Annotated in this window: 25 protein-coding genes and 2 tRNA genes; 5 read left to right on the forward strand and 22 right to left on the reverse strand. The window is 42.2% G+C overall.

Annotation, left to right across the window (positions count from 1 at the left end):
* The first annotated feature begins 14 nt into the window (after positions 1-14).
* Positions 15-605 carry a sulfurtransferase-like selenium metabolism protein YedF gene (gene yedF / locus ABFY19_RS11880; protein WP_418790858.1) on the forward strand — a complete coding sequence of 197 codons (591 nt, stop codon included), beginning with the start codon at positions 15-17 and terminating at the stop codon, positions 603-605.
* A 47-nt stretch (positions 606-652) separates the two neighbouring features.
* On the opposite strand, the gene ABFY19_RS11885 is transcribed toward yedF, so the two are convergent.
* From ABFY19_RS11885 to ABFY19_RS11970, 18 genes are all read right to left on the reverse strand, one after another.
* Positions 653-1408, reverse strand: coding sequence for a DUF169 domain-containing protein (locus ABFY19_RS11885; RefSeq protein ID WP_418790859.1), 756 nt, complete (start codon positions 1406-1408; stop codon positions 653-655).
* Between the two features lie 119 nt (positions 1409-1527).
* Complete coding sequence (locus ABFY19_RS11890; protein WP_418790860.1) at positions 1528-2490, reverse strand: nucleotidyl transferase AbiEii/AbiGii toxin family protein; 963 nt, start codon at positions 2488-2490, stop codon at positions 1528-1530.
* Positions 2487-3149, reverse strand: a complete 663-nt coding sequence (locus tag ABFY19_RS11895; RefSeq protein WP_418790861.1) for a DUF6088 family protein — start codon at positions 3147-3149, stop codon at positions 2487-2489. The genes ABFY19_RS11890 and ABFY19_RS11895 overlap by 4 nt, the downstream gene beginning before the upstream one ends.
* A 40-nt stretch (positions 3150-3189) precedes the next feature.
* Positions 3190-3576 (reverse strand): hypothetical protein, encoded by a 387-nt coding sequence (locus ABFY19_RS11900; protein ID WP_418790862.1) that lies wholly within the window; start codon positions 3574-3576, stop codon positions 3190-3192.
* A 395-nt stretch (positions 3577-3971) separates the two neighbouring features.
* Complete coding sequence (locus ABFY19_RS11905) at positions 3972-4742, reverse strand: Fic family protein (RefSeq protein WP_418790863.1); 771 nt, start codon at positions 4740-4742, stop codon at positions 3972-3974.
* Positions 4743-4870: 128 nt separating this feature from the next.
* Positions 4871-5188, reverse strand: a complete 318-nt coding sequence (locus tag ABFY19_RS11910) for a type II toxin-antitoxin system RelE/ParE family toxin (protein ID WP_418790864.1) — start codon at positions 5186-5188, stop codon at positions 4871-4873.
* Positions 5172-5459, reverse strand: coding sequence for a type II toxin-antitoxin system Phd/YefM family antitoxin (locus ABFY19_RS11915; protein WP_418790865.1), 288 nt, complete (start codon positions 5457-5459; stop codon positions 5172-5174). The genes ABFY19_RS11910 and ABFY19_RS11915 overlap by 17 nt, the downstream gene beginning before the upstream one ends.
* A gap of 146 nt (positions 5460-5605) precedes the next feature.
* Positions 5606-5686 (reverse strand) — tRNA-Ser (locus ABFY19_RS11920).
* 3 nt (positions 5687-5689) lie between these two features.
* Positions 5690-6007, reverse strand: coding sequence for a type II toxin-antitoxin system RelE/ParE family toxin (locus tag ABFY19_RS11925; RefSeq protein WP_418790866.1), 318 nt, complete (start codon positions 6005-6007; stop codon positions 5690-5692).
* Entirely contained in the window at positions 5985-6275 is a 291-nt protein-coding gene (locus ABFY19_RS11930) for a type II toxin-antitoxin system prevent-host-death family antitoxin (protein ID WP_418790867.1), read from the reverse strand. Before ABFY19_RS11930 ends, ABFY19_RS11925 begins: the two co-directional genes overlap by 23 nt.
* 54 nt (positions 6276-6329) lie before the next feature.
* Positions 6330-6797, reverse strand: a complete 468-nt coding sequence (locus ABFY19_RS11935) for a hypothetical protein (protein WP_418790868.1) — start codon at positions 6795-6797, stop codon at positions 6330-6332.
* 502 nt (positions 6798-7299) lie between these two features.
* A tRNA-Ala gene (locus ABFY19_RS11940) sits at positions 7300-7375 on the reverse strand.
* A gap of 101 nt (positions 7376-7476) precedes the next feature.
* A complete protein-coding gene (locus tag ABFY19_RS11945) occupies positions 7477-8694 on the reverse strand; it encodes an MFS transporter (RefSeq protein ID WP_418790869.1) in 1218 nt (405 codons plus the stop codon).
* A gap of 23 nt (positions 8695-8717) precedes the next feature.
* Complete coding sequence (locus ABFY19_RS11950) at positions 8718-9236, reverse strand: hypothetical protein (protein WP_418790870.1); 519 nt, start codon at positions 9234-9236, stop codon at positions 8718-8720.
* Positions 9237-9457: 221 nt separating this feature from the next.
* On the reverse strand, positions 9458-9973 hold the full coding sequence (locus tag ABFY19_RS11955; RefSeq protein WP_418790871.1) for a hypothetical protein: 516 nt from the start codon (positions 9971-9973) through the stop codon (positions 9458-9460).
* 13 nt (positions 9974-9986) lie between these two features.
* Complete coding sequence (locus ABFY19_RS11960; RefSeq protein ID WP_418790872.1) at positions 9987-10394, reverse strand: hypothetical protein; 408 nt, start codon at positions 10392-10394, stop codon at positions 9987-9989.
* A gap of 106 nt (positions 10395-10500) precedes the next feature.
* The gene (locus ABFY19_RS11965; RefSeq protein ID WP_418790873.1) at positions 10501-11889 is read right to left on the reverse strand and encodes a sensor histidine kinase; all 1389 of its coding nucleotides are present in this window, start codon (positions 11887-11889) and stop codon (positions 10501-10503) included.
* 16 nt (positions 11890-11905) lie between these two features.
* Positions 11906-12655 (reverse strand): response regulator, encoded by a 750-nt coding sequence (locus ABFY19_RS11970; RefSeq protein WP_418790874.1) that lies wholly within the window; start codon positions 12653-12655, stop codon positions 11906-11908.
* Positions 12656-12878: 223 nt separating this feature from the next.
* On the opposite strand from ABFY19_RS11970, the gene ABFY19_RS11975 reads away from it, so the two are divergent.
* Positions 12879-13157, forward strand: a complete 279-nt coding sequence (locus ABFY19_RS11975; protein WP_418790875.1) for a hypothetical protein — start codon at positions 12879-12881, stop codon at positions 13155-13157.
* On the opposite strand, the gene queG is transcribed toward ABFY19_RS11975, so the two are convergent.
* From queG to ABFY19_RS11990, 3 genes are all read right to left on the reverse strand, one after another.
* Positions 13154-14335: a tRNA epoxyqueuosine(34) reductase QueG gene (gene queG, locus ABFY19_RS11980; RefSeq protein ID WP_418790876.1), complete on the reverse strand. Its 1182-nt coding sequence runs from the start codon at positions 14333-14335 to the stop codon at positions 13154-13156. The genes ABFY19_RS11975 and queG overlap by 4 nt on opposite strands.
* An 18-nt stretch (positions 14336-14353) precedes the next feature.
* Positions 14354-15175, reverse strand: a complete 822-nt coding sequence (locus ABFY19_RS11985) for a ZIP family metal transporter (RefSeq protein WP_418790877.1) — start codon at positions 15173-15175, stop codon at positions 14354-14356.
* Between the two features lie 230 nt (positions 15176-15405).
* On the reverse strand, positions 15406-15609 hold the full coding sequence (locus tag ABFY19_RS11990; RefSeq protein ID WP_418790878.1) for a DUF378 domain-containing protein: 204 nt from the start codon (positions 15607-15609) through the stop codon (positions 15406-15408).
* A gap of 211 nt (positions 15610-15820) precedes the next feature.
* On the opposite strand from ABFY19_RS11990, the gene ABFY19_RS11995 reads away from it, so the two are divergent.
* The 3 genes from ABFY19_RS11995 (at position 15821) to ABFY19_RS12005 (ending at position 18520) form a co-directional block, all read left to right on the forward strand.
* On the forward strand, positions 15821-16381 hold the full coding sequence (locus tag ABFY19_RS11995; protein WP_418790879.1) for a cache domain-containing protein: 561 nt from the start codon (positions 15821-15823) through the stop codon (positions 16379-16381).
* Positions 16382-16571: 190 nt separating this feature from the next.
* Positions 16572-17855 (forward strand): YheC/YheD family protein, encoded by a 1284-nt coding sequence (locus ABFY19_RS12000; protein WP_418790880.1) that lies wholly within the window; start codon positions 16572-16574, stop codon positions 17853-17855.
* A 143-nt stretch (positions 17856-17998) separates the two neighbouring features.
* Positions 17999-18520 (forward strand): peptidylprolyl isomerase, encoded by a 522-nt coding sequence (locus ABFY19_RS12005; RefSeq protein ID WP_418790881.1) that lies wholly within the window; start codon positions 17999-18001, stop codon positions 18518-18520.
* A gap of 46 nt (positions 18521-18566) precedes the next feature.
* On the opposite strand, the gene aguB is transcribed toward ABFY19_RS12005, so the two are convergent.
* A complete protein-coding gene (gene aguB / locus ABFY19_RS12010) occupies positions 18567-19442 on the reverse strand; it encodes an N-carbamoylputrescine amidase (protein ID WP_418792602.1) in 876 nt (291 codons plus the stop codon).
* Between the last annotated feature and the right edge of the window lie 14 nt (positions 19443-19456).

Here is a 19456-nt window from a genome sequence, read left to right on the forward strand (position 1 = left end):
GAGGAGTGACGCACATGGAATCAAAAATTGTGGATGCACGTGGGATGGGCTGCCCAATACCAGTTATTAACACCAAAAAAGTACTGGAAGCAATTGATGAAGGGTCTGTAACTACCTTCGTAGATAATGAGGCGGCGAAAGATAATGTCATAGCCCTGGCCAATAGTATGGGGTGCGGGGTGGACATACAACACAAAGGAAATGAATACCATATTCAAATTACCAAGAAAGGCACAAATATAAACTTAGGTGAGCAACCGGCAGATACGGATAACACCACAATTGTTATTTCATCCTCAGAAATGGGCCGGGGAAGCTCGGAACTTGGTGATATATTAATGAAAAGCTTTATGTTCACTCTTGTCGAAAGTGAAAAAACGCCCCAAACCATATTATTTGTCAATGGCGGTGTTTATCTCACATGCGAAAATTCCCCGGTTCTGGATCATCTCGTTAGCCTTCAGAGTCGCGGGGTGGAAATTCTGTCATGCGGCACCTGCCTAGAACACTTTAAATTGAAGGAAAAACTGGCCATAGGGCAGATAACTAATATGTATACTATTTATGAAAAAATGAATGCGGCGGATAAGGTTGTTTCACTGTAGACAGGTCTCTCCGCTTTGAATGCTACCTCTTAAATCTTTTTGAGACTCTACTGACGCTCCTGTAATTTATGCCAAACATGCATATCTAAGAAGCTGCCTGCAACATTAGCTTCCATTTCCTTAAACATCTTATACGGTACTGTAAATGTCAAAGTCTCTTTATCTACAGCCTTGCGCTGAGAAATATCAAAAAAGCCTATTACCCCCCGGGGATTATCTTTTTCTGCTTCGGCATACCCAAATAGTATTGATTGACATGCCGCCCCAAATGGCGCAGTAATGCTTTGATTCGTGCCCCGGCTGTAATCTGCCATCACCACTAAAGCAGATAACTGATCTGCGTTTGCAAAGAATACAATTAACTTTGGCTCATCTCGTTCCGTTACATGCTCCCAGGGTTTGAACACCACATATTCTGTTGGGACATCGGTAAACGGCAGTGAATTCACCCACTTTCCGGCTATTTCAGGATTCTTATAAAATCTTTCACCTTCTGCCCTAGCGGAGCCTGCACTACCAGTTTGGGCAGCCATTTCTTTGATACCCGTGGAAAGAAGACAATGAATCGGAAATCTTCCGTATTTATCTCCGAACCCCAGACCTGTTCCGCCCCCCGGACAGCCAAATGAATTTCGGTCAAAAAAGGCAACTTGGCCTTTCTTACTTGCGGCCACCAACATGGCAGCAACACACCCTCTCACACCTTCTTTAAAGTGCAGTCCATCAGCAGGCTTGTCATTAGTGAGAATTACCGCTACCGGTTGCATTTTTAATTTTAAAGCATTAATGAGTTGACTATTCATATATTTGGCACCTCCATTTTTATGTAAAACTCAGTATTAAATATCACCAAGCGGGATCGAACCGCTGACATCTTGAATGCCATTCAAGCGCTCTCGCGAATCATGCAACTTACGCACCCTTAATTTTCCTCGGTTAGGTTCATTAACACAGATTTCAAGGCTTCCAGACTTTTATACACCTCATCCAGCGAAATAAAATCTTTCAAGTTAAAGACATAAACGTTCTGCATCTTTATAAATTCACGCTTGAAATCTTCATTATCCATTGCCTGTGAAAGATAAGTAAATTCTATAAATGGCTTATTCGCTAATTCACTTCCTATGCGGTGATGTTCTTCATTTCTTTTGTAAGATATCATCTGTAACAACAACTTTGGGTTGCTGAGCATTGCCTGTATGCGTTCCTGCTGTAAAAGTACAACAATATCATAGAGATGTTTGGCCACATCAAAATACTCCTGCCGCTGATAATAGAATTCAGCGGCAAAGACCTTATCAACAAATATTCGTTCCAATTTAATGGTAATAATCGAAAAGCTGCATACATCGTAAACTGAGCCTAATATCTGTTTCTGTTCTTCTGTTGCCTGTTCATAAATGAGTGGAGCAATAGCCATCGGTTCAAAGGGCTCGCTAACAGTAAACGAAGTCGCTTCAATTTTCACTCGACCAAATCGCTGTAAAGTGTCATCAATATCCACATCAACAACAGACTTATAATGATAAATGCTTGTTCTGCTTCCTTTGCGGTTTTCATCATCGGGGTCCTCACTATCCCTTTGGAGTGATGAATATCCGTTTGCTGCCTTATCCAGCTGCTTTTTTGCCTGACTATTTGAGCAATTGTCTACTGCCACGGTTATGTCAATATCCTCTGAAAACCTTCGAATGCTTCCAAGTGCTTTATATAGAGCTGTACCGCCTTTAAAATAGGCTGGAATTTCTTTTTGTTTGTCGGCAAGCTCATTTAATAATAAAGTGACATAATAATCCTTTTCGAGAATATCAGCCCTGATGCTTGTCCTTCCGGCAACATCAAGAAGTAAAGTTTCAAAGGCAGGTTCATCCAAATGTAATTTCATTGCATCTCTATTGCCGCTATATCTGCAACTAGCAGCAAAACCTCCTTCTTATAATATTTCCTTGCCAAAACAATCAGCTTCATAAAATCAAGATTACTTTTCTTAATATAGTTGAAAATTACTTTTTCCGGGTGAGCAGCATCAATAACAGTATTATCTTTGTTTTCGATGGCATCCAAAAGCTGCAAATATTTATAATTATCCGCTGTTACGTTGACAGGCGGTTTTCTTATTGCTACATTCAAATTTTTATCCACTCTGCTGCCATTACGCTGATAAAGATTTGTCGCAAAATACTTATTCTTTGCAATTTGAGTGGTCAAGCCAATCTTGTTCAGGAAAGACGGACCAGTTTCATAACCAATAATTTCATTGTTTGGATTCACATATGTTTTGATGGCTACACTAATTGGATTCAGCTTAGTCTTGCCAAATACCGTATGTTGCGCTTTGTAGTAGACACCTTTTTGGAATCTCTCCAAATCTTGATGGTCAGCAATACGTTTCAGGTTTACATTTGCTATTTTTTTAGCCTGGGTTATATCAATGTTAAATTCCCGCACAAGATTATTTGCAATCTCATTCGTGTAGATTGGTACCCCAAATGGCAGGCGATTTATATTATCTGTGATATATTTACCATATCCAAGATGTTCCATTACATCACCTCGTTTTGTTATTAATATGTGATATTTGCATTTATTTTATACAGTTATAATAACACATCCCGCTTGCATATGTAAACGGGATTATATCTCCAGCGGATTTATTTTTTAAGGCTCTAAAATAACATTCATCGCCCTTTTTTTGCTCCCAATAATACAGAAGCTGCCATGTTGAGCGGGTCTTCGGCAATTTCCCACAGTTCGAACGTGGTGTCATACAGGTATGATGTAAATTCCTTATCATCAATGACGCCCTCATAATCCGGGTGTTCAACTGAACAAGGCCAGTAATAATAACGACCCTTTGTAAGTCCAAAGACATTCGAAGCCTATCCAAAATAGCGTCATATTCTTCATAGCTATTATAGCCGTAAGGGTAAAGACTTTCTCCATCAGGCATCAGTTCTTGAAGATCATTCAATTCTGGCGGATAACTGAAAACTTCTCCGCTGTTTTCACGACAGAACGGTAGCAGATTGTATTTCTCATGCATTTTCGGGATGTATGGCATTTTCACCACCTCGTAAAATTTTATGACCGTAAATTCGATTATCGATAATTTTAAACGCCTCGCGGGTACTGTCTTGAATAACCCATAAGTAGTACCATTTATTTTAGATATGATAATTATACCATGTTTTTTTGAAAAAACTGTAAAGATTATATTTTAGGAGCATTCCTGCAATGAAATAAAATAAGGAATTTTTCGGAAAAAGAAGCTTAAAATTCTTTGTCGTCTAAATTTAATTTGTAAAACACAAACACCAAAAAGAAAAACGCCAAGATAGTGATTGGCGTGACGTTAAATATTTTATGCTACAGTTGCATACCCATCTCGCTGTCCAGCTTTGGTATCGGTATGTGCAAAAGTCGCATGATTTCCTTTTGTGACTCGATTACCCGCTCTGCAATAAACTGTTCAAAAGATTTATCATCTCTATGGGCCTTTTCAAGAAGTTCAATATATTCATGCCTAAGCACCGGCGGAATTACAGCCAATAAGTATCCGTCCTGTATCAGGGCCGTGTTCATAATAAGTCTGGCAATTCTTCCATTTCCATCTTTAAACGGATGGATAAAGACAAATTTTTTATGGAGCTGTGCCGCAAACGTTACTGGGTGTAACTTATCTCTTTCGGTTACAATCCAATGAAATAGTCCATCCATTTCTGCCTTTATCCGCTTTGTTTCTGTTACAGGATATTTAGAACCACTGATAAACACATCCATGTCACGGTATTTTCCTGCATATTCCTTTTCTATACTATCGTAGAACATTTGATGCATCGTAAGGATATCTTTTTCTGTGATAGTTCTATCTTTAAGCAATGTAAACATGAAATCATAGGCTTTAGCGTGACCAATTGCCTCAAAGGTATAACGCAAGGGCTTGCCTCCAACAGTCAATCCATCCTCTAGCAGCACTTTGGTTTCAGTTTCCGTAAGGGTATTCCCTTCAAGAGCATTGGATGACCAAGTGAGGCCAATACGATAGTAATCTTTGAGTTGTGTCAGCATCTGACCCTCGAAGGGTCTGCGCTCATCTATGGCAACTTTATATACGTCAAGTAATCTGTATAAATCCATTTATTCACCTTTTTCATTCTATAGTTTATCATTTAATTATATCACAGAATCTTCCATCCAGCTACTAAAATTGGCTATTCCTTCCACAGAAAAGCTTGACTTTTATTCCTAGACTCTTGCAGTTCTTCTTACAAAAGCCAGCCGTAATCCTGCCTGCAGTCCACCACATAATCCACATAAACCGCATCTCTCTTCACCTGATAAATAAGAAGATAGTGTTTGCCCATCAGGAGCTTCCTGTACTTAGCGTCAGGAATAAAAGGATCGGAAAGCCAATGGTTTCGCTCCGGAAATTCCTTCAGAGATTTTGCTTTCTCACTGAACTCAGCGATGAGATCCAATGCGGCTTTTTCACTAACTTGCGCCAGAAAGCGTGAATGAGATACCAGCATCTGAGTCGCTTCATCAGAGATAATCACCGTATACTTTTTACCGGCGCTTTCCATTCAATACCTCCTTGACCGCTTCCTTCATCATGTAAGATACCTCATCAATGGAACAACCGCTTTTGCCGCTTAACCGGCTTTCCTCAACGGCGATCAGATTTTCTCTGAGGCGCAGCATGCTTTCGCGTCTTGCAAAAGCTTCAATATCCATCACCACCAAGTCACCTTCACCGTTTCTGGTCAGGTACACCGGCTCTCCAGACTTCTTGCACAACTCTGAAATCTCACTGTAATTTTTTCGAATTGCAGCTGATGGCTTTATGTTAATCATCTTGACCACTCCTTTTAATGTAGCAGTATTTTATCCTTATTGTATTCTCATTATACTACATTAAAGCGGTCTTGTAAATTTATGCTGCCTTGATCAATGGCAGCAAAAAACCCTGCAATCATGTAGATTACAAGGTTTGTTTTCATTGGTGGAGACAAGCGGGATCAAACCGCTGACCTCTTGAATGCCATTCAAGTGCTCTCGCGAATCATGCAACTTACGCACCCTCTTCATCTCACCAACCACTCATAATCTTGCCTGCAATCAACAATATAGTCAATATACACAATCTGGTCCTTGATTTGATACAAAACCAAATACCATTTCTCCACGAACATCTTATGATATTTATTAAGCGGTATAAATTCGGCATTTAAAAACGGATACCTCTCCGGCAGTTGGTGAAGAGAACGGATTGCATCCATCAGTTGATTTTTGACTTCGCGAGCAACGGAAGGATTTTTTTGCGCCATAAACTGAACATGACCCGCCAGCATTTGACGGGCACGATCTGAAACAATCACCTTATATTGTGGTTTTCTTTCCATGCTCTACCTCATCGATAATATCTTCCAGATATTTATTCAATTCGTCCGGCGTAACTCCTGCACGTCCTGCCATTCGGTCTTCTTCAACGGCCAACAGTTCTTCCCGCAGCTTCAACATTTTTTCCCGTCGGGCAAAAGCCTCTATATCCATAACTACAAGATCGCCCTCACCATTTTTGGTAAGATACACAGGCTCACCAGAAGACTTGCACAATGCGGCAATTTCATTGTAATTCTGCCTGATGCTGGCGGACGGTTTAATCTGCATGGTATCAGCTCCTTATAGTAACATTTTAATAATATTATACCCCTTTAATGCTATTTAATCAATAATATCTGTGCTCTTGATGCCCTCATTAATTACTTCATCGCCCTTTTTTGCTCCCAATAATACAGAAGCTGCCATGTTGAGCGGGTCTTCGGCAATTTCCCACAGTTCGGGCGTGGTGTCATACAGGTATGATGTAAATTCCTCATCATCAATGACGCCCTCATAATCCGGGTGTTCAACTGAACAGGGCCAGTAATAATAACGACCCTTTGTAAGTCCAAAAACATTCGAAGTGTTTTCTCCGAGATATTTCAAAACCGACCAGTTCTCTTTTACGTTCATCTGATGTATGGTCTCTTTTAATGCGGTTAATTTCTCTCCCAGCGCGTTGAGGTTTTGCCTGTCAGTACCGTAAGTTGAGATGTACCTATCCAAAATAGCGTCATATTCTTCATAGCTATTATAACCGTAAGGGTAAAGACTTTCTCCATCAGGCATCAGTTCTTGAAGATCATTCAATTCTGGCGGATAACTGAAAACTTCTCCGCTGTTTTCACGACAGAACGGTAGCAGATTGTATTTCTCATGCATTTTCGGGATGTATGGCATTTTCACCACCTCATAAAATTTAATGACCGTAAATTCGATTATCGATAGTTTTAAATGCCTCGCGGGTACTGTCTTGAATAACCCATAAGTATTACCATTTATTTTAGATATGATAATTATATCATTTTTTGAAAAAACTGTAAATTGCTCCAGATTTTCTGCGCCGTCGACGGAGAATTCTAACCTTGCTCCGGACGCAAGGAAAATCTTCCGCAACACCTTGCCAGATTTCCGTACATCTTCGAGAGGCCTACTGGAGGAAAAACAAAAAAATCCAAGGTGCGAAGCCTTGAACATAAAGCATCTCGAATTTCCGAGAGCGTTAATTATATTTTGGGAGGTTGAGTTAAATCCAATAATTCTCACGCACAAAAAACCCTGCAATCATGTAGATTACAAGGTTTGTTTTCATTGGTGGAGACAAGCGGGATCGAACCGCTGACCTCTTGAATGCCATTCAAGCGCTCTCCCAGCTGAGCTATGCCCCCACATATCAGGTTGTTTTCATTAACGCATTTATTATTTTAGCAAGAAACCCGTGTCTTGTCAAAGATTTTCGCACTTTTGTCAACAATTCTTTGTGGAAAATTTACCTGTTTTCCCCTTTTAGCTTTTGCTCAGCCAGCCTGGGCCTAAGTATCGCAAAATAAACGACCAAGGCTAACAAAGCGAATACCGTGGAACTTCCATACATCAGCGAGTATCCGGCCCGCTCCGAAATAGCCCCCAGAATAACAGCTCCCAGGCCAATTCCCATGTCCATTGCCGAAGCAAACGTAGCATTAGCAGCACCCCTTCTTTCAGGCACAACAAATGAGATTACCAGTGCACTGAGTATGGGATGTACCGCGCCAAAACCAATGCTATACAAGATAGCTGCCAATAAAAAACCTGTCATAGAAGATGCGTTCATAAGTATCAACAGCGCTGTAGCAATAAATAGAATCCCCGGAACCAGAAGCCGCCCAGCTCCGTACTTGTCAGCCATTCTGCCCATTACAGGCCTGCTGAACAATAATACTAGGGCATAAACCGTAAAGAAAGGACCGATATTTTCAATCCCTCTAAAATCTGCGTAAGGCTTCATAAATGTAACAATACCTCCATAACTTAAAGAGGCAAAAAACATGACCAGTGAAGGAGGAACTGAGCTCTTTTCAAAAAGTACACCTTTAGTTTTAGTTCCACCTGCGACCTCAGTGCTGCCTTCACCCATTTTGCCGGAAATACCATCATAATTTATAAAAAGCCCGATTAGCAGACCGGCAACAGCAAACAATGCCGAAACCAGAAACAACAGCTTGAAAGAATAATTATTAATTATTGCTAATCCCAATGCCGGGCCAATTGACATAGCAATTGTTGAGGACATCCCGTAATATCCCATGCCCTCTCCGCGCCTGGCAGCCGGAATGATATCAGATGCGACTGTTCCGGAAGCAGTTGTGGTTACCCCCCAGCCCAGCCCGTGGACTATTCTCAAGGCAAGAAGCATCCATACCAGGTAAGCCCAAGTAAAGCTGACAGCCGAAACAATAAAGATAGCTATACCTGCAATCATTACTGCCTTTCTCCCTTTACTGTCCAGAAGGCTGCCGGAAAACGGCCGCACCAATACAGCGGCAAAAGTGAACAGGCCCACAATCAGGCCGGCAACCGTTTCACTGCCCCCTATTGATTTGGCATAAACCGGCAGGGTCGGCAGCAGGACATACATTGAGGTGAACATAAGAAAATTAACTAAAACTATCAGCATAAAAGGCCTGGTCCAAATATCCGGCTGAACCGCAGATTTATCGCTGTTCAAATAAACCACTCCACTATGTAATTTTACTGATTGAGAGGAATGCTTCCACCAGGACCGTGAGGATTGGATGACCCGTAAACTGTTCCGTTTACCCCATTCATCCCGTTCATTCCGTTCATTCCATTCATCCCGTTCATTCCACCATCTGCTGCGGACATGCCTTCCATTCCCAGGCCGGTAATTTTCCAGCCGTTCTGGTCTTTTTCCAGAGTAATTGTCATATTAATCTCAGCCATACTGGAAACTCCTGTTTCAAACTTAACCGGAACACTGGCAGTTGGCCCCACTACTTCCCCTTTTTGCACAGTAAAGCTTTTAAACATCATACCATTGATTTTTTTCTCATTTACATACTCCTCTTTACTCTTTGGCCAATCCTTAAGATATCCATAAGCCACATCAGGGTTGCCGTCCTGAAGGGCCTGATAATAATTCTGTACCACTCCCTCCGGAGAATCCGGAGCAAAACCATTCTTTGAGCCAGAGCATCCCGCAGCCAAAAACATGAGTATCCCCAAACATATAACGATTACTTTTTTCAATCATCATCCCTCCTTCTAACAATAGTAAGTTATTTCTGTATGAAGTGTTTTATCCCTTTTTTTATTAAACATTTTTCTACATAAATTATTGTATATATGCTTTCCTGAAAGTAAAATGAGACTGCCCCATTTACCGGACTAAATCACGCAGTCCCAGCACTTATGTGACAGTCTTGCTTTATATAACATTGCTTTATAAAATATGGTTTTACTACTATTTCTTACAGCAATTCCAAAAGCTCATCAAGGTCCGAACTTAACGCCTTTAATGCCTTGATGCGTTCTTCCTGAATTTCACAAATGCTGTCAAAGCTCTGTGAAGCACCGGCGTAATTCATGGTACGCTTATGCAATCTCAGTCTCACGGTTTCCTTCCTGATTAAACCATATGTCCCTGCCAGTTGGGCCCTGTCATCTCTTAAAAGTTCCAGCTTTTCCCTGATCTCTGCAATTTTTTCTTCGGTAAGGGCCTCCGGGTCTCGTCTTAACTTTTTTAACTCATTCTTAATCTGACGCATTTTATCACGGATTTCATCCTTCAGCTCAGTCAGCTCGGATTGGTTTGCACGTGCCAGTTGTGCCCTTTCCCGCATCATGTTCCGGCTTTGACCGGAATCCCTGATTTCTTTGTCCTGCCCGTTACCTATGCCGTATTGTCCGTTACCTTGGGCAGCATATGCTATGGTTCCAAAAGCAAGCATCAGCAAGGCCAGGATAGCAGAAATAATCTTTTTCATTTTAAATACCTCCTTATTCAACTTCCAGGTCACCGGTTGAAATTGAATCCAGGTTCTCTAATGACTCCACCAGGGTATCAATCTCTTTATCCATCTCATTAACCAGTACCTGCCCGGAACCTGCTGAAATATGATTTTCACTCTTCATTACAAGGCCCTCATCAGATAAATTATCCGGCAGAATCTTTTCTGATGTATCCTGACCTGCCGGAACTTGCGGCAGTTGTCCATGGACCCCTGTACTTCCAATCTCAGCATTATTACTCCCCATATCCCCCGATCCATTCCAAACATCGTTCTGCTCAACATTACTCCCGCCTGGAACGGTTTTATCATCCGGCAAGTCGCCGTGCTTACACCCTGCAGCTACTAGAAAAATTGGAAATAAAATAAAAATAAGCAGCTTTTTCAGATCAACCATCCCCTTAATATCGACCTTACTGTGCGGGCGTCCACGTTCTCTTAACTATATATTACACAAAAATTTTTACATAGGAATGAAAGAATTGTAAACAGTTTGTTAATTTTCATTGAGGCAGTATGATCTCAAAAACTGTGCCGTTCCCGGCACTGCTTCGTGCCGTAATACTCCCTCCATGCAGTTCAATAAGATTTTTCACTATGCTTAAGCCTAATCCCGATCCACCTGCAGATGAATCCCGCGACTTGTCAACCCGATAAAATTTCTCAAAAATGAACGACAATTCAGCATCAGGGATTCCGATCCCACTATCTTTTACCAATATTTTAACTTCACTGCCATAAAGCTTAGCTTCAACCTCTATTTTGCCATTATCCGGGGTGTACCTGGAAGCATTACTAAGAAGATTGATAAGAACCTGTTTTAACCTGTCAGGATCAGCCTTAAGGGACAAGTTTTCCGGGGTAACAGTTACTATAGAGGTAAAGCCTTCCTTCCCTGAAGAACGGCGAATTGTTAGGATACTGTCATCTATTAGCTTACGAAGCTGAATCTCCTTTTTATTGAGCTTAATTACACCTGCTTCCAGCTTGGTCAGGTCCAATAAGTCATTGGTTAGCCTTGTCAGCCTATTTGTCTCCTCAAATGCCAGTCTAAGATACTTTTCCTGATCGTCATCACAAATTACCCCATCAAGAATCCCCTGGATAAAACCACGTACAGAGCTCAGCGGAGTACGCAGTTCATGTGAGACTCCTGCAATAAACTCCTTCCTCATCCTATCAGTTTCAGCAAGCCTATTTTTCATATAATTAAATGAACGGGTAAGTTGTCCTATTTCATCATCGGCCATTCCGTGGACATCAGGTACTGCCTCTCCCCTGGCAATCTGTTCTGCCATCCGGCTCAACTCAATAACCGGCCTGGAAATCCTGCGAGAAGTAATCCAAACAAGAATCAGGCCAACGACAAGGGCAATCGCGGCAGTTATCCAAATTACCTCATATACCTTGCGGAGAGCCTGAGCTACTTCATAAACCGGTGAAAAGAGGAGAATCGCTCCCTTGCTTTCTGCAGACCCCGTCGGAATCCCTACTACAACCACGTATGAGTTCAATTCACTGGCGTACTGCTGTCTCTTGATTACCTTTTCACCATCCAAAACCCTTTTCAGAATTGTTTCCAGGTCATCTTCAAGACCGGTATCAGCAATTGCGGCCCCTGAATTGTGACCATCTACTATAATAATCCGGGAATTAGTCACCCTTCCAATCACATTTATCTGCTTCTCAAGTTCTTCTTTCGTTAAATCACCCCTGCGGTACCTAATGAGCTGGGTCTCTACCTGTCTACCGGTGTTTGTCAGGTCCTTCTGCTTGTTGTTAAAAAAATATACCTTCAGATACTGTGACATTAAAACTGACAGTAACCCGACAATTATTGTCATTATTAAAATATAAGTTACTAACAGCCTGCGGAAAACCCCGCTTTTCATTTTTTGCCCACCCCTGTCAATCAGTTTCAAGCTTATAACCTACTCCCCAAACAGTGCTGATTTGCCACTTTGGGTCTGCCGCAAATTTCTCTCTGAGCCTTTTGATATGAACATCGACTGTTCTGGTTTCACCCATATAATCATATCCCCATACCTTTTCCAAAAGCTTTTCTCTTGTAAAGACAATATTGGGGTTTCTAAGCAGAAAAGCCAGTAGTTGGATTTCTTTAGGTTTGAGATTAACCTTTTTACCCCGGAAGTTAACTGTATAACTGGTCAGGTTAACCTCCAGGTTACCCAGCCTCAGGACCTCCTGACTTTGGTCTGCAGGACCGTTTTGCCCTGTGTCTGTTTGATCCAAACCTGCCCCGGTCAAACCTGCCTGCCCGGAAACCGAACTATCCGCAGTCCGGCGCAGCAGGGCCCTGATTCTGGCTAAAACCTCCTTGGGGTCAAAAGGTTTGACAACATAATCATCAGCACCTATGTCCAACCCGCTAACCTTGTCCTCGGTGGTATCCCGTGCAGTTAATAAAAGAATAGGCACACTGCTCACAGCCCGTATCATTTTACATACTTCCCACCCGTTAATAATAGGAAGCATTATATCCAAAACCACCAGGTCAGGCTTTTCTTCCCTAAACCTGTCTAGCGCCTCACTGCCATTCCTGGCAAAAATGGCATGAAATCCTTCTTTGCTTAAATAGAGCCTGATTATCTCACATATATTGGCATCATCATCAACCACCAGGATTTTAGGAACCATATTTTCCACCTCTTTTTAGATAGTCGCCCCTAAAATTGTCATTTTATACTGATATTCGCTTCCGCAACGCAAAATTCCTTTGCCTGCAGAACTGGCAAGGGTATGTAAATACCACCCTTCAGGAAGAAAAAATCATCTTGTTATGTCACAATCAGATACTATTTATTAATACAATAAAACAGAATGTATTTAAACTATGTTAATTTTTGAGGGAGGTTTGGTTATGTATTCTAAAGGTCATACGGGAGGTCCGGGAATGTGCCCGGTATGCGGAGGACTGCATGCTCCCGAACATTGCCCTTATATGCAGCCGGCCAGACCGCCGGCACCCGGTGCCGGGGGAGCATCAGGGGAAATGGGTGGTATGATGCCTGGCATGGAAATGGGAGAAATGATTGAACAACTGAAGAAACACCATGAAATGCTCAAAGATATTTATACAAAAGTTAACGAAATCCACAGCATGTGCAAGGAAATGTACCTGAAAATAGCCAAAGGCTAAGTCTTAGAAAAAGGTCTCTTACCAAGACCCTGCACAATCTCTTGAATAACTGTAGGGTCTTTTTCTTTTTCACTAACATCAGCAAGGGCTTGTGAAGCCAAGGGCCCGCCTATTTTGCCTAAAGCCCAGGCAGCAAGCCCCCTCAGCACAGGCCTTGGATCTGACCTTAAAATGTCAATAAGCTCAGGAATGGTATCCCTGGCACCAAGGTTGCCTGCCGCAATCACGGCATTCCTCTGTATGGGGGTCCTCCCCCTCCAAGCTGCTGATATATGTCCGAAACGTTTCCTAAATTCCTTGTTGGATAAGGCTAGAATTTCTTTTAAAACAGGATATGCCTCATCATAGCTGTAAGAAAATTCCTGCATATCATTATCATGCCCAGATTTCTTGTTATATGGACAGACCTGCTGGCAGATGTCACATCCATATAAGGAAATGCCCATGATTTCACGTATTTCAGGGTCAGGCATAAAGCTGCCCAGGGTTAAACAGGCCAGGCATCTATCTATATTCAAGTCTTCCCCTTCCCTGATGGCATTGGTAGGACAAGCTGCAACACATGCGTTACAGGAACCGCAGTTATTATTCAAAGACCGGTCAGGTGGGAACGGGATATCTGTGATTAATTCCCCAAGGCAGACCCAGGAACCGAATTCCGGGGTGACTAAAAGTGTATTCCTGCCAAACCACCCCAATCCTGCCTTTACCGCAAAAGCCTTTTCAAGAAGTTCACCGGTATCAACCATATGAACCGACCTGGCCGCAGGGACTAAAAACATAATGTAATCTCTTATCTTCTGAAGTTTATCTGAAATCACCTCATGATAATCCATACCCCTCGATATAAAGCTGAAACTGCCCCTGCTTAGAGCTGTTCCTTCCTCAGAAGAAATGGCGGATTCAGGAATAGTGGCTGTCCCTGGATAAGCCACTGCAATAGAAATAACTGATTTGGCCCCAGGGAGGTGAAGTGAAGGGGAAATTCTCTTGTCCGGGTCGCCCTCATTTATCGCATGCTTATACCCAGCCTCCCAACGTCGTCTCACCAGAGGCAGATGTTCTGTAAGCGCTTCCGCATCAGTAAAACCAATCTTATCAACACCTATGGAATAGGCGTAATGTTTCACTTGCTCCTTTAATGCAGCCAAATCCCCATTTATCACCTTGGTTTTCACCTGCCAAAAATCTTAATATTATCCAACACTGACATCCAGAATCATCATGAGAATAAAGCCGAGCATCGTACACATTGTTGCAAGGTCTGTATTATTACTTCTTTGGGACTCAGGTATAATTTCCTCAACAATAACATACAGCATTGCACCTGCCGCAAAACCAAGAGCATATGGCATGACAGCCTGGGAAGCAGATACAATCAGGGCCCCAATGACCCCGGCAATAGGTTCAACAAGCCCTGAAAACTGACCGTACACAAAGCTTTTAAAACGGGAAAACCCTTCCCGGCGCAAAGATAAGGAGACTGCCAGACCTTCCGGGATATTCTGAATCCCTACCCCAATGGCCAGAGCAACCGCTCCAGTAAAAGTTGCTGAACCAAAGTCAGTCGCGATTGAGCCAAAAGCAATACCAACTGCAAGCCCCTCCGGAATATGGTGCAGGGTAATGGCAAGAATCAATAAGGTACTGCGCTGCCATGATGTCTTTATTCCTTCAGCTTTGTTTGCTGGCATACCCAGGTGCAAGTGTGGGAGAATCTTGTCAATACCAAGGAGAAAAATCCCTCCGGCAAGAAAACCTATAGAAACCGGGAACCAATGAGGAACATTCAGGTTCATTGACATCTCTAAGGCAGGAGCCAGCAGCGACCAATAACTGGCTGCTATCATAACCCCTGCCGCAAACCCCAGCATTCCATCAAGTGTCTTTCTGTTAATATCCTTGGCCACAAACACGGCAGCTGCTCCCAATATTACCATAAACCATGTAAAACATGTGGCTGCCAGTGCCTGAAACACCGGACTAAGGTTACGCACAAATTCTAATATATCTGCCATTATATCCCCCATACCGTTCAAGCTGATAATGATTCTTATAATTATAATCTGACAACATATAACATTATCACGACCGGACCAATTTTTCAACTGTTTATCCTTTAAAACAAGCTTAAAAAAATGCCTATTGAAAGAACAAGAACGGGATCAGTGATTCCACAATATTCTATAGATTCACTATCCCGTTCTAGCATTATTTGTTTTGTCCGGTTCTTAGCAAGGGGTAAATATTATTTCACCTTTTCCCGCGGCCTGACCAAGAGACTAATACACCAGATTCCGGCCAAACCAACAATAACATAAATAATTCTGCTTAATAAAGAGTCAGTTCCGCCAAAAAGACCGGCCACCAGGTCATACTTAAACAATCCCACAAGCAGCCAGTTTAAGGCTCCAATAATTACCAGCACCAGTGAAATTCTATCCAAGACCATTAACCAAACACCTCACTTTTGAAAATTTTTTTTCAGGTCTTAGTATATCCCAATTCACAAAATTCATTCCAATATATCTAGACAGCTTTCCTCAAATTGGAATGGCTTTTCTGGCAATTAAGCCTGGCTACAGATTAAGGAACACGTTATAATTATTAATAGAACATTGGTCTGTTTGCAGCTGAAATTACAGCAAGGGAGAAGGGAACCTATGAAAACACTATTATTTGCAATGATTACAGGATTATTGATTGTTTCCGCTCTGGGTTATTCCGGCATTGAAGACCGGAATTATAATACTGAAACATCTCAGACCGAAGTGCCTTCGAGCTACTCATCTTTTGCCGAAGCCGGCGACAGTCAACAAGTATTTACAGTTGATGCTGATGAAGTTATGAATAAAGTCAATACAGCCCTTGACAAAAAGTTCCCCGGAGAATGGACGGTTTCAAACACTATCCTGCAAAAAGGGGCTTATGTGGAAAACGGCAACTACGGCATAGTAGATGAAATAACTAAAATATATCCGGAAAGCATTGTTTCATTGTTTGTTAACCAGAAAAGGATATCAGGCACAATTAAAGGAGAGGATGGTAAACGGGTACTGGAAGGCTACCCCGTCTCGGAAGCAGTTAGCCAAACCATGAAATCTGGAAAGGCTTCGGTAATTTCCGCCGGCAGCGTTGGCTCAACCAGCTACCAGAAGATTTATTTGCCTGTAAAGTCAAAAGAAGAAACTATTGCCGTATTAACAATTTCTATTGCACAATAATGTTACCACTTTTAATGAAGGGGATTTAGTCCATCAGGGCTAGTCCCCTTCGCTGTAGCACGGAAATACCTCCTGAAACATATAGTGTAAAAAACATAAACTTTATGTAAAGGTGGTAATTATGCACGGTCCATATAAAATTATCCGCAGCGGGCATAAAGACAACATTTGGATACTCCCGGGAAATTTAATGACTCAATTAAAATTAAAAGAAAACCTACTAGTAACCCTCAAGTGCGGTTCAGCCATCACCAAAGTCCATGTCCTTAAATCCCGTGAAACCTCTTCGTCTCAAACCTGGCTGGAACTCTCTTCACCTGCTATGGATGCCTTGAAAATTCCTGATAATGCAACACTTCTGATAAAACCTGAAAGCCCTAGGGTTTTCAGGATGGGGCCGGTAATAGGTGTGCTTACTTTTGCCGGGCATGTCCCTAATGCCCTTAAATTCTACAAAGCTTATGCACGAGCTGCCAGGAACTGTGGAATGCTTTATGTATTTAAAGGCAAAAGCATTGATGTGCAAAACCAGGTTATAGAAGGTTATTATTATAGTAATAGAGAAAACCGGTGGATAGAGGCCAGCTTTCCCTTCCCGGATGCAGTTATTGACAAGTGTTATCCCAATGCGTATATCAGCCATGCCCGGTTGGAAAAAATAATCGGCAAAAATAAAATCTTCAACAAAAAGACTATGATAGATAAAATAGATTTTCGTAATGCGCTTGTCAATGACCCTGTATTAAAAACACACTTGCCAAAAACAGATGCATTTACCGATGCCTCTCAACTGACTTCTATGCTGAAAACATTCGGGGAAGTATTTTTAAAACCTCTCAATGGCATGAAAGGATTAGGCATTGTAACAATTAAGCCTGCCCGTCCCGGGCTGTCCGGGACACTGGAATGCACCTATGCCAACCATGATCAAAACATTAGCATTCTCATTAACTCTCCTGATGAAATCCATAATATCCTGTTAAAAGCAGCAGGACGAAAAAGACCATACCTGATTCAACAAGGAATCAAGCGGATGGAATATAAGGGAGGACCTTTTTCCATCAGGTCATGGGCTATGAAAAACGGCAGTGGACAGTGGGTGATTCCGGGAATGTTTGCCAAGGGCTCATTTGGCAACAGTTTCCTAACAAACTTCACTGCCGGGGCAAGTCTTATTCCTCTTCAAGAACTTTTAGCATACCTGATTCCTTTGGTACCTTATACAAAAGAAAGTTTTATGAATCTCCTCAAAGAGATAACCCTGAAATCAGCTGAAGTGCTTGACAAAAAATTTGGCCCTCTAGGCGAACTGGGTTTTGATATAGTATTTGACAATTATGGAAAACCATGGATTATTGAAGCAAACGGCAATCCCGGTGTTATCCCTATTTTCATTCAAAAAGAATACCCCTTATGGCCTGTCCTTCTTTATAAGTATCCGGTAGATTATGCCGCCCACCTGGCAGGCTTTTAATTAAAAAGCAAGGGTAGCTGTATTCCGGGAAGCTAGCAAACTGCCGCTCCGCAAAATATCAGATAAGTATATTAATTTCCTTGCATATGCAAACCTGATTTTGGTAAAATACTGTTATCTGATAGTTTGAGGAGGTGTAAAAAATGGCAGCAAACCCAATAGTTACTTTCGAAACTGCGAATAATCAAACAATAATAATAGAGTTATTTCCGGAAATTGCCCCGAACACGGTAAAGAACTTTATTTCCCTCGTGAACAGCGGATTTTATGATGGTCTTACTTTTCATAGGGTTATTCCCGGTTTCATGATTCAAGGCGGCTGTCCCCAGGGAACCGGAACCGGTGGTCCCGGTTATTCAATTAAAGGGGAATTCAACTCCAATAAACATGTTAATAATTTAAAACATGAAAGAGGAGTTCTTTCCATGGCCAGGACTATGAATCCAAACTCTGCAGGTTCACAGTTTTTCATCATGGTAAAAGACTCCCCACACCTGGACGGAGATTATGCCGCTTTCGGTAAAGTCACTGAAGGAATGGATGAAGTTGACAGGATTGTTAATACAGACCGGGATTTCAGAGATATGCCCGTTGTAGAACAAATAATTAAAAAAGCAACTGTGGATACCTTTGGCGTGAATTACGATGAACCGGAAAAAGCATAAACGCGGCAAAAATACAAGTGGCAGGAACATACCTGCCACTTTTCATCTAATATGAAGACCCGCCGTCAAAAGTCGTCAAAGACTTATATAGCTCGGGCCGGCGGTCCCGGAAAATACCCCATTCTATTCTCTCCGCCTCAAGCCGATCAAGGTCAAATTCCGCTGTCAATACTGTTTCCTCTTCTCTGCTTGCCTCTGATAGCTTCTGTCCCTGGGGACCTGCTATAAACGAAGACCCATAAAACGTTATTTTAGAGTCCTCCATTATTTCGGTACCCACCCGGTTAGCCGCAATCACCGGAATAAGATTAGCCGCCGCATGGCCCAGCATACAAGTCTGCCAATGATCCCGTGAGTCGATTGTTGGGTCACATGGTTCCGACCCAATGGCTGTCGGATACAACAGAATTTCCGCACCCATAAGAGCCATAACCCTGGCTGCTTCAGGAAACCACTGATCCCAGCATATTCCTATACCTATTCTTCCATGGTGGGTCTGCCATACCCTAAAACCGGTATCTCCCGGGCTAAAATAGAATTTCTCCTCATAGCCCGGTCCATCAGGAATATGACTTTTTCGGTAAATACCCAGCACTGTGCCATTGGCATCAATTACCGCAACTGAATTAAATAGGGCATTATGTTTCTTTTCATAAAAACTGACCGGGATCACAACCGACAAATCCCTGGCCACATTACGGAACCACTGTACCGCCCGGTTTTTTTCAGGTTCGGCAGCATATTTATAGTACTCAGGGTTTTGCTTCTGACAAAAATACGGTGTTTCCAATAACTCCGGCAGTAGAATAATCTGAGCTCCACGAGCTGCGGCCTCTCTAACCAACTGCTCTGCCCTGACGATATTTTCCCCGATTTCTTCAGTACATCTCATCTGTACAGCGGCAACTTTCACCTGGCGCATCATTCATCCCCTCC

Source organism: Phosphitispora sp. TUW77, assembly GCF_048453025.1.
Classification (GTDB): Bacteria; Bacillota; Thermincolia; order Thermincolales; family UBA2595; genus Phosphitispora.

Excerpts from the sequence above, each read along its gene's own strand:
- ABFY19_RS11890 (WP_418790860.1), bottom strand. The coding sequence starts at position 2,490 with ATGAAATTACATTTGGATGAACCTGCCTTTGAAACTTTACTTCTTGAT.
- ABFY19_RS11915 (WP_418790865.1), bottom strand. The coding sequence starts at position 5,459 with ATGATTAACATAAAGCCATCAGCTGCAATTCGAAAAAATTACAGTGAG.
- ABFY19_RS11955 (WP_418790871.1), bottom strand. The coding sequence starts at position 9,973 with ATGAAAAAGATTATTTCTGCTATCCTGGCCTTGCTGATGCTTGCTTTT.
- ABFY19_RS12005 (WP_418790881.1), top strand. The coding sequence starts at position 17,999 with ATGGCAGCAAACCCAATAGTTACTTTCGAAACTGCGAATAATCAAACA.
- ABFY19_RS12000 (WP_418790880.1), top strand. The coding sequence starts at position 16,572 with ATGACTCAATTAAAATTAAAAGAAAACCTACTAGTAACCCTCAAGTGC.
- aguB (WP_418792602.1), bottom strand. The coding sequence starts at position 19,442 with ATGCGCCAGGTGAAAGTTGCCGCTGTACAGATGAGATGTACTGAAGAA.
- ABFY19_RS11930 (WP_418790867.1), bottom strand. The coding sequence starts at position 6,275 with ATGCAGATTAAACCGTCCGCCAGCATCAGGCAGAATTACAATGAAATT.
- ABFY19_RS11910 (WP_418790864.1), bottom strand. The coding sequence starts at position 5,188 with ATGGAAAGCGCCGGTAAAAAGTATACGGTGATTATCTCTGATGAAGCG.
- ABFY19_RS11895 (WP_418790861.1), bottom strand. The coding sequence starts at position 3,149 with ATGGAACATCTTGGATATGGTAAATATATCACAGATAATATAAATCGC.
- ABFY19_RS11960 (WP_418790872.1), bottom strand. The coding sequence starts at position 10,394 with ATGGTTGATCTGAAAAAGCTGCTTATTTTTATTTTATTTCCAATTTTT.
- ABFY19_RS11925 (WP_418790866.1), bottom strand. The coding sequence starts at position 6,007 with ATGGAAAGAAAACCACAATATAAGGTGATTGTTTCAGATCGTGCCCGT.
- ABFY19_RS11965 (WP_418790873.1), bottom strand. The coding sequence starts at position 11,889 with ATGAAAAGCGGGGTTTTCCGCAGGCTGTTAGTAACTTATATTTTAATA.
- ABFY19_RS11990 (WP_418790878.1), bottom strand. The coding sequence starts at position 15,609 with ATGGTCTTGGATAGAATTTCACTGGTGCTGGTAATTATTGGAGCCTTA.
- yedF (WP_418790858.1), top strand. The coding sequence starts at position 15 with ATGGAATCAAAAATTGTGGATGCACGTGGGATGGGCTGCCCAATACCA.
- ABFY19_RS11970 (WP_418790874.1), bottom strand. The coding sequence starts at position 12,655 with ATGGTTCCTAAAATCCTGGTGGTTGATGATGATGCCAATATATGTGAG.
- ABFY19_RS11885 (WP_418790859.1), bottom strand. The coding sequence starts at position 1,408 with ATGAATAGTCAACTCATTAATGCTTTAAAATTAAAAATGCAACCGGTA.
- ABFY19_RS11975 (WP_418790875.1), top strand. The coding sequence starts at position 12,879 with ATGTATTCTAAAGGTCATACGGGAGGTCCGGGAATGTGCCCGGTATGC.
- ABFY19_RS11995 (WP_418790879.1), top strand. The coding sequence starts at position 15,821 with ATGAAAACACTATTATTTGCAATGATTACAGGATTATTGATTGTTTCC.
- ABFY19_RS11985 (WP_418790877.1), bottom strand. The coding sequence starts at position 15,175 with ATGGCAGATATATTAGAATTTGTGCGTAACCTTAGTCCGGTGTTTCAG.
- ABFY19_RS11905 (WP_418790863.1), bottom strand. The coding sequence starts at position 4,742 with ATGGATTTATACAGATTACTTGACGTATATAAAGTTGCCATAGATGAG.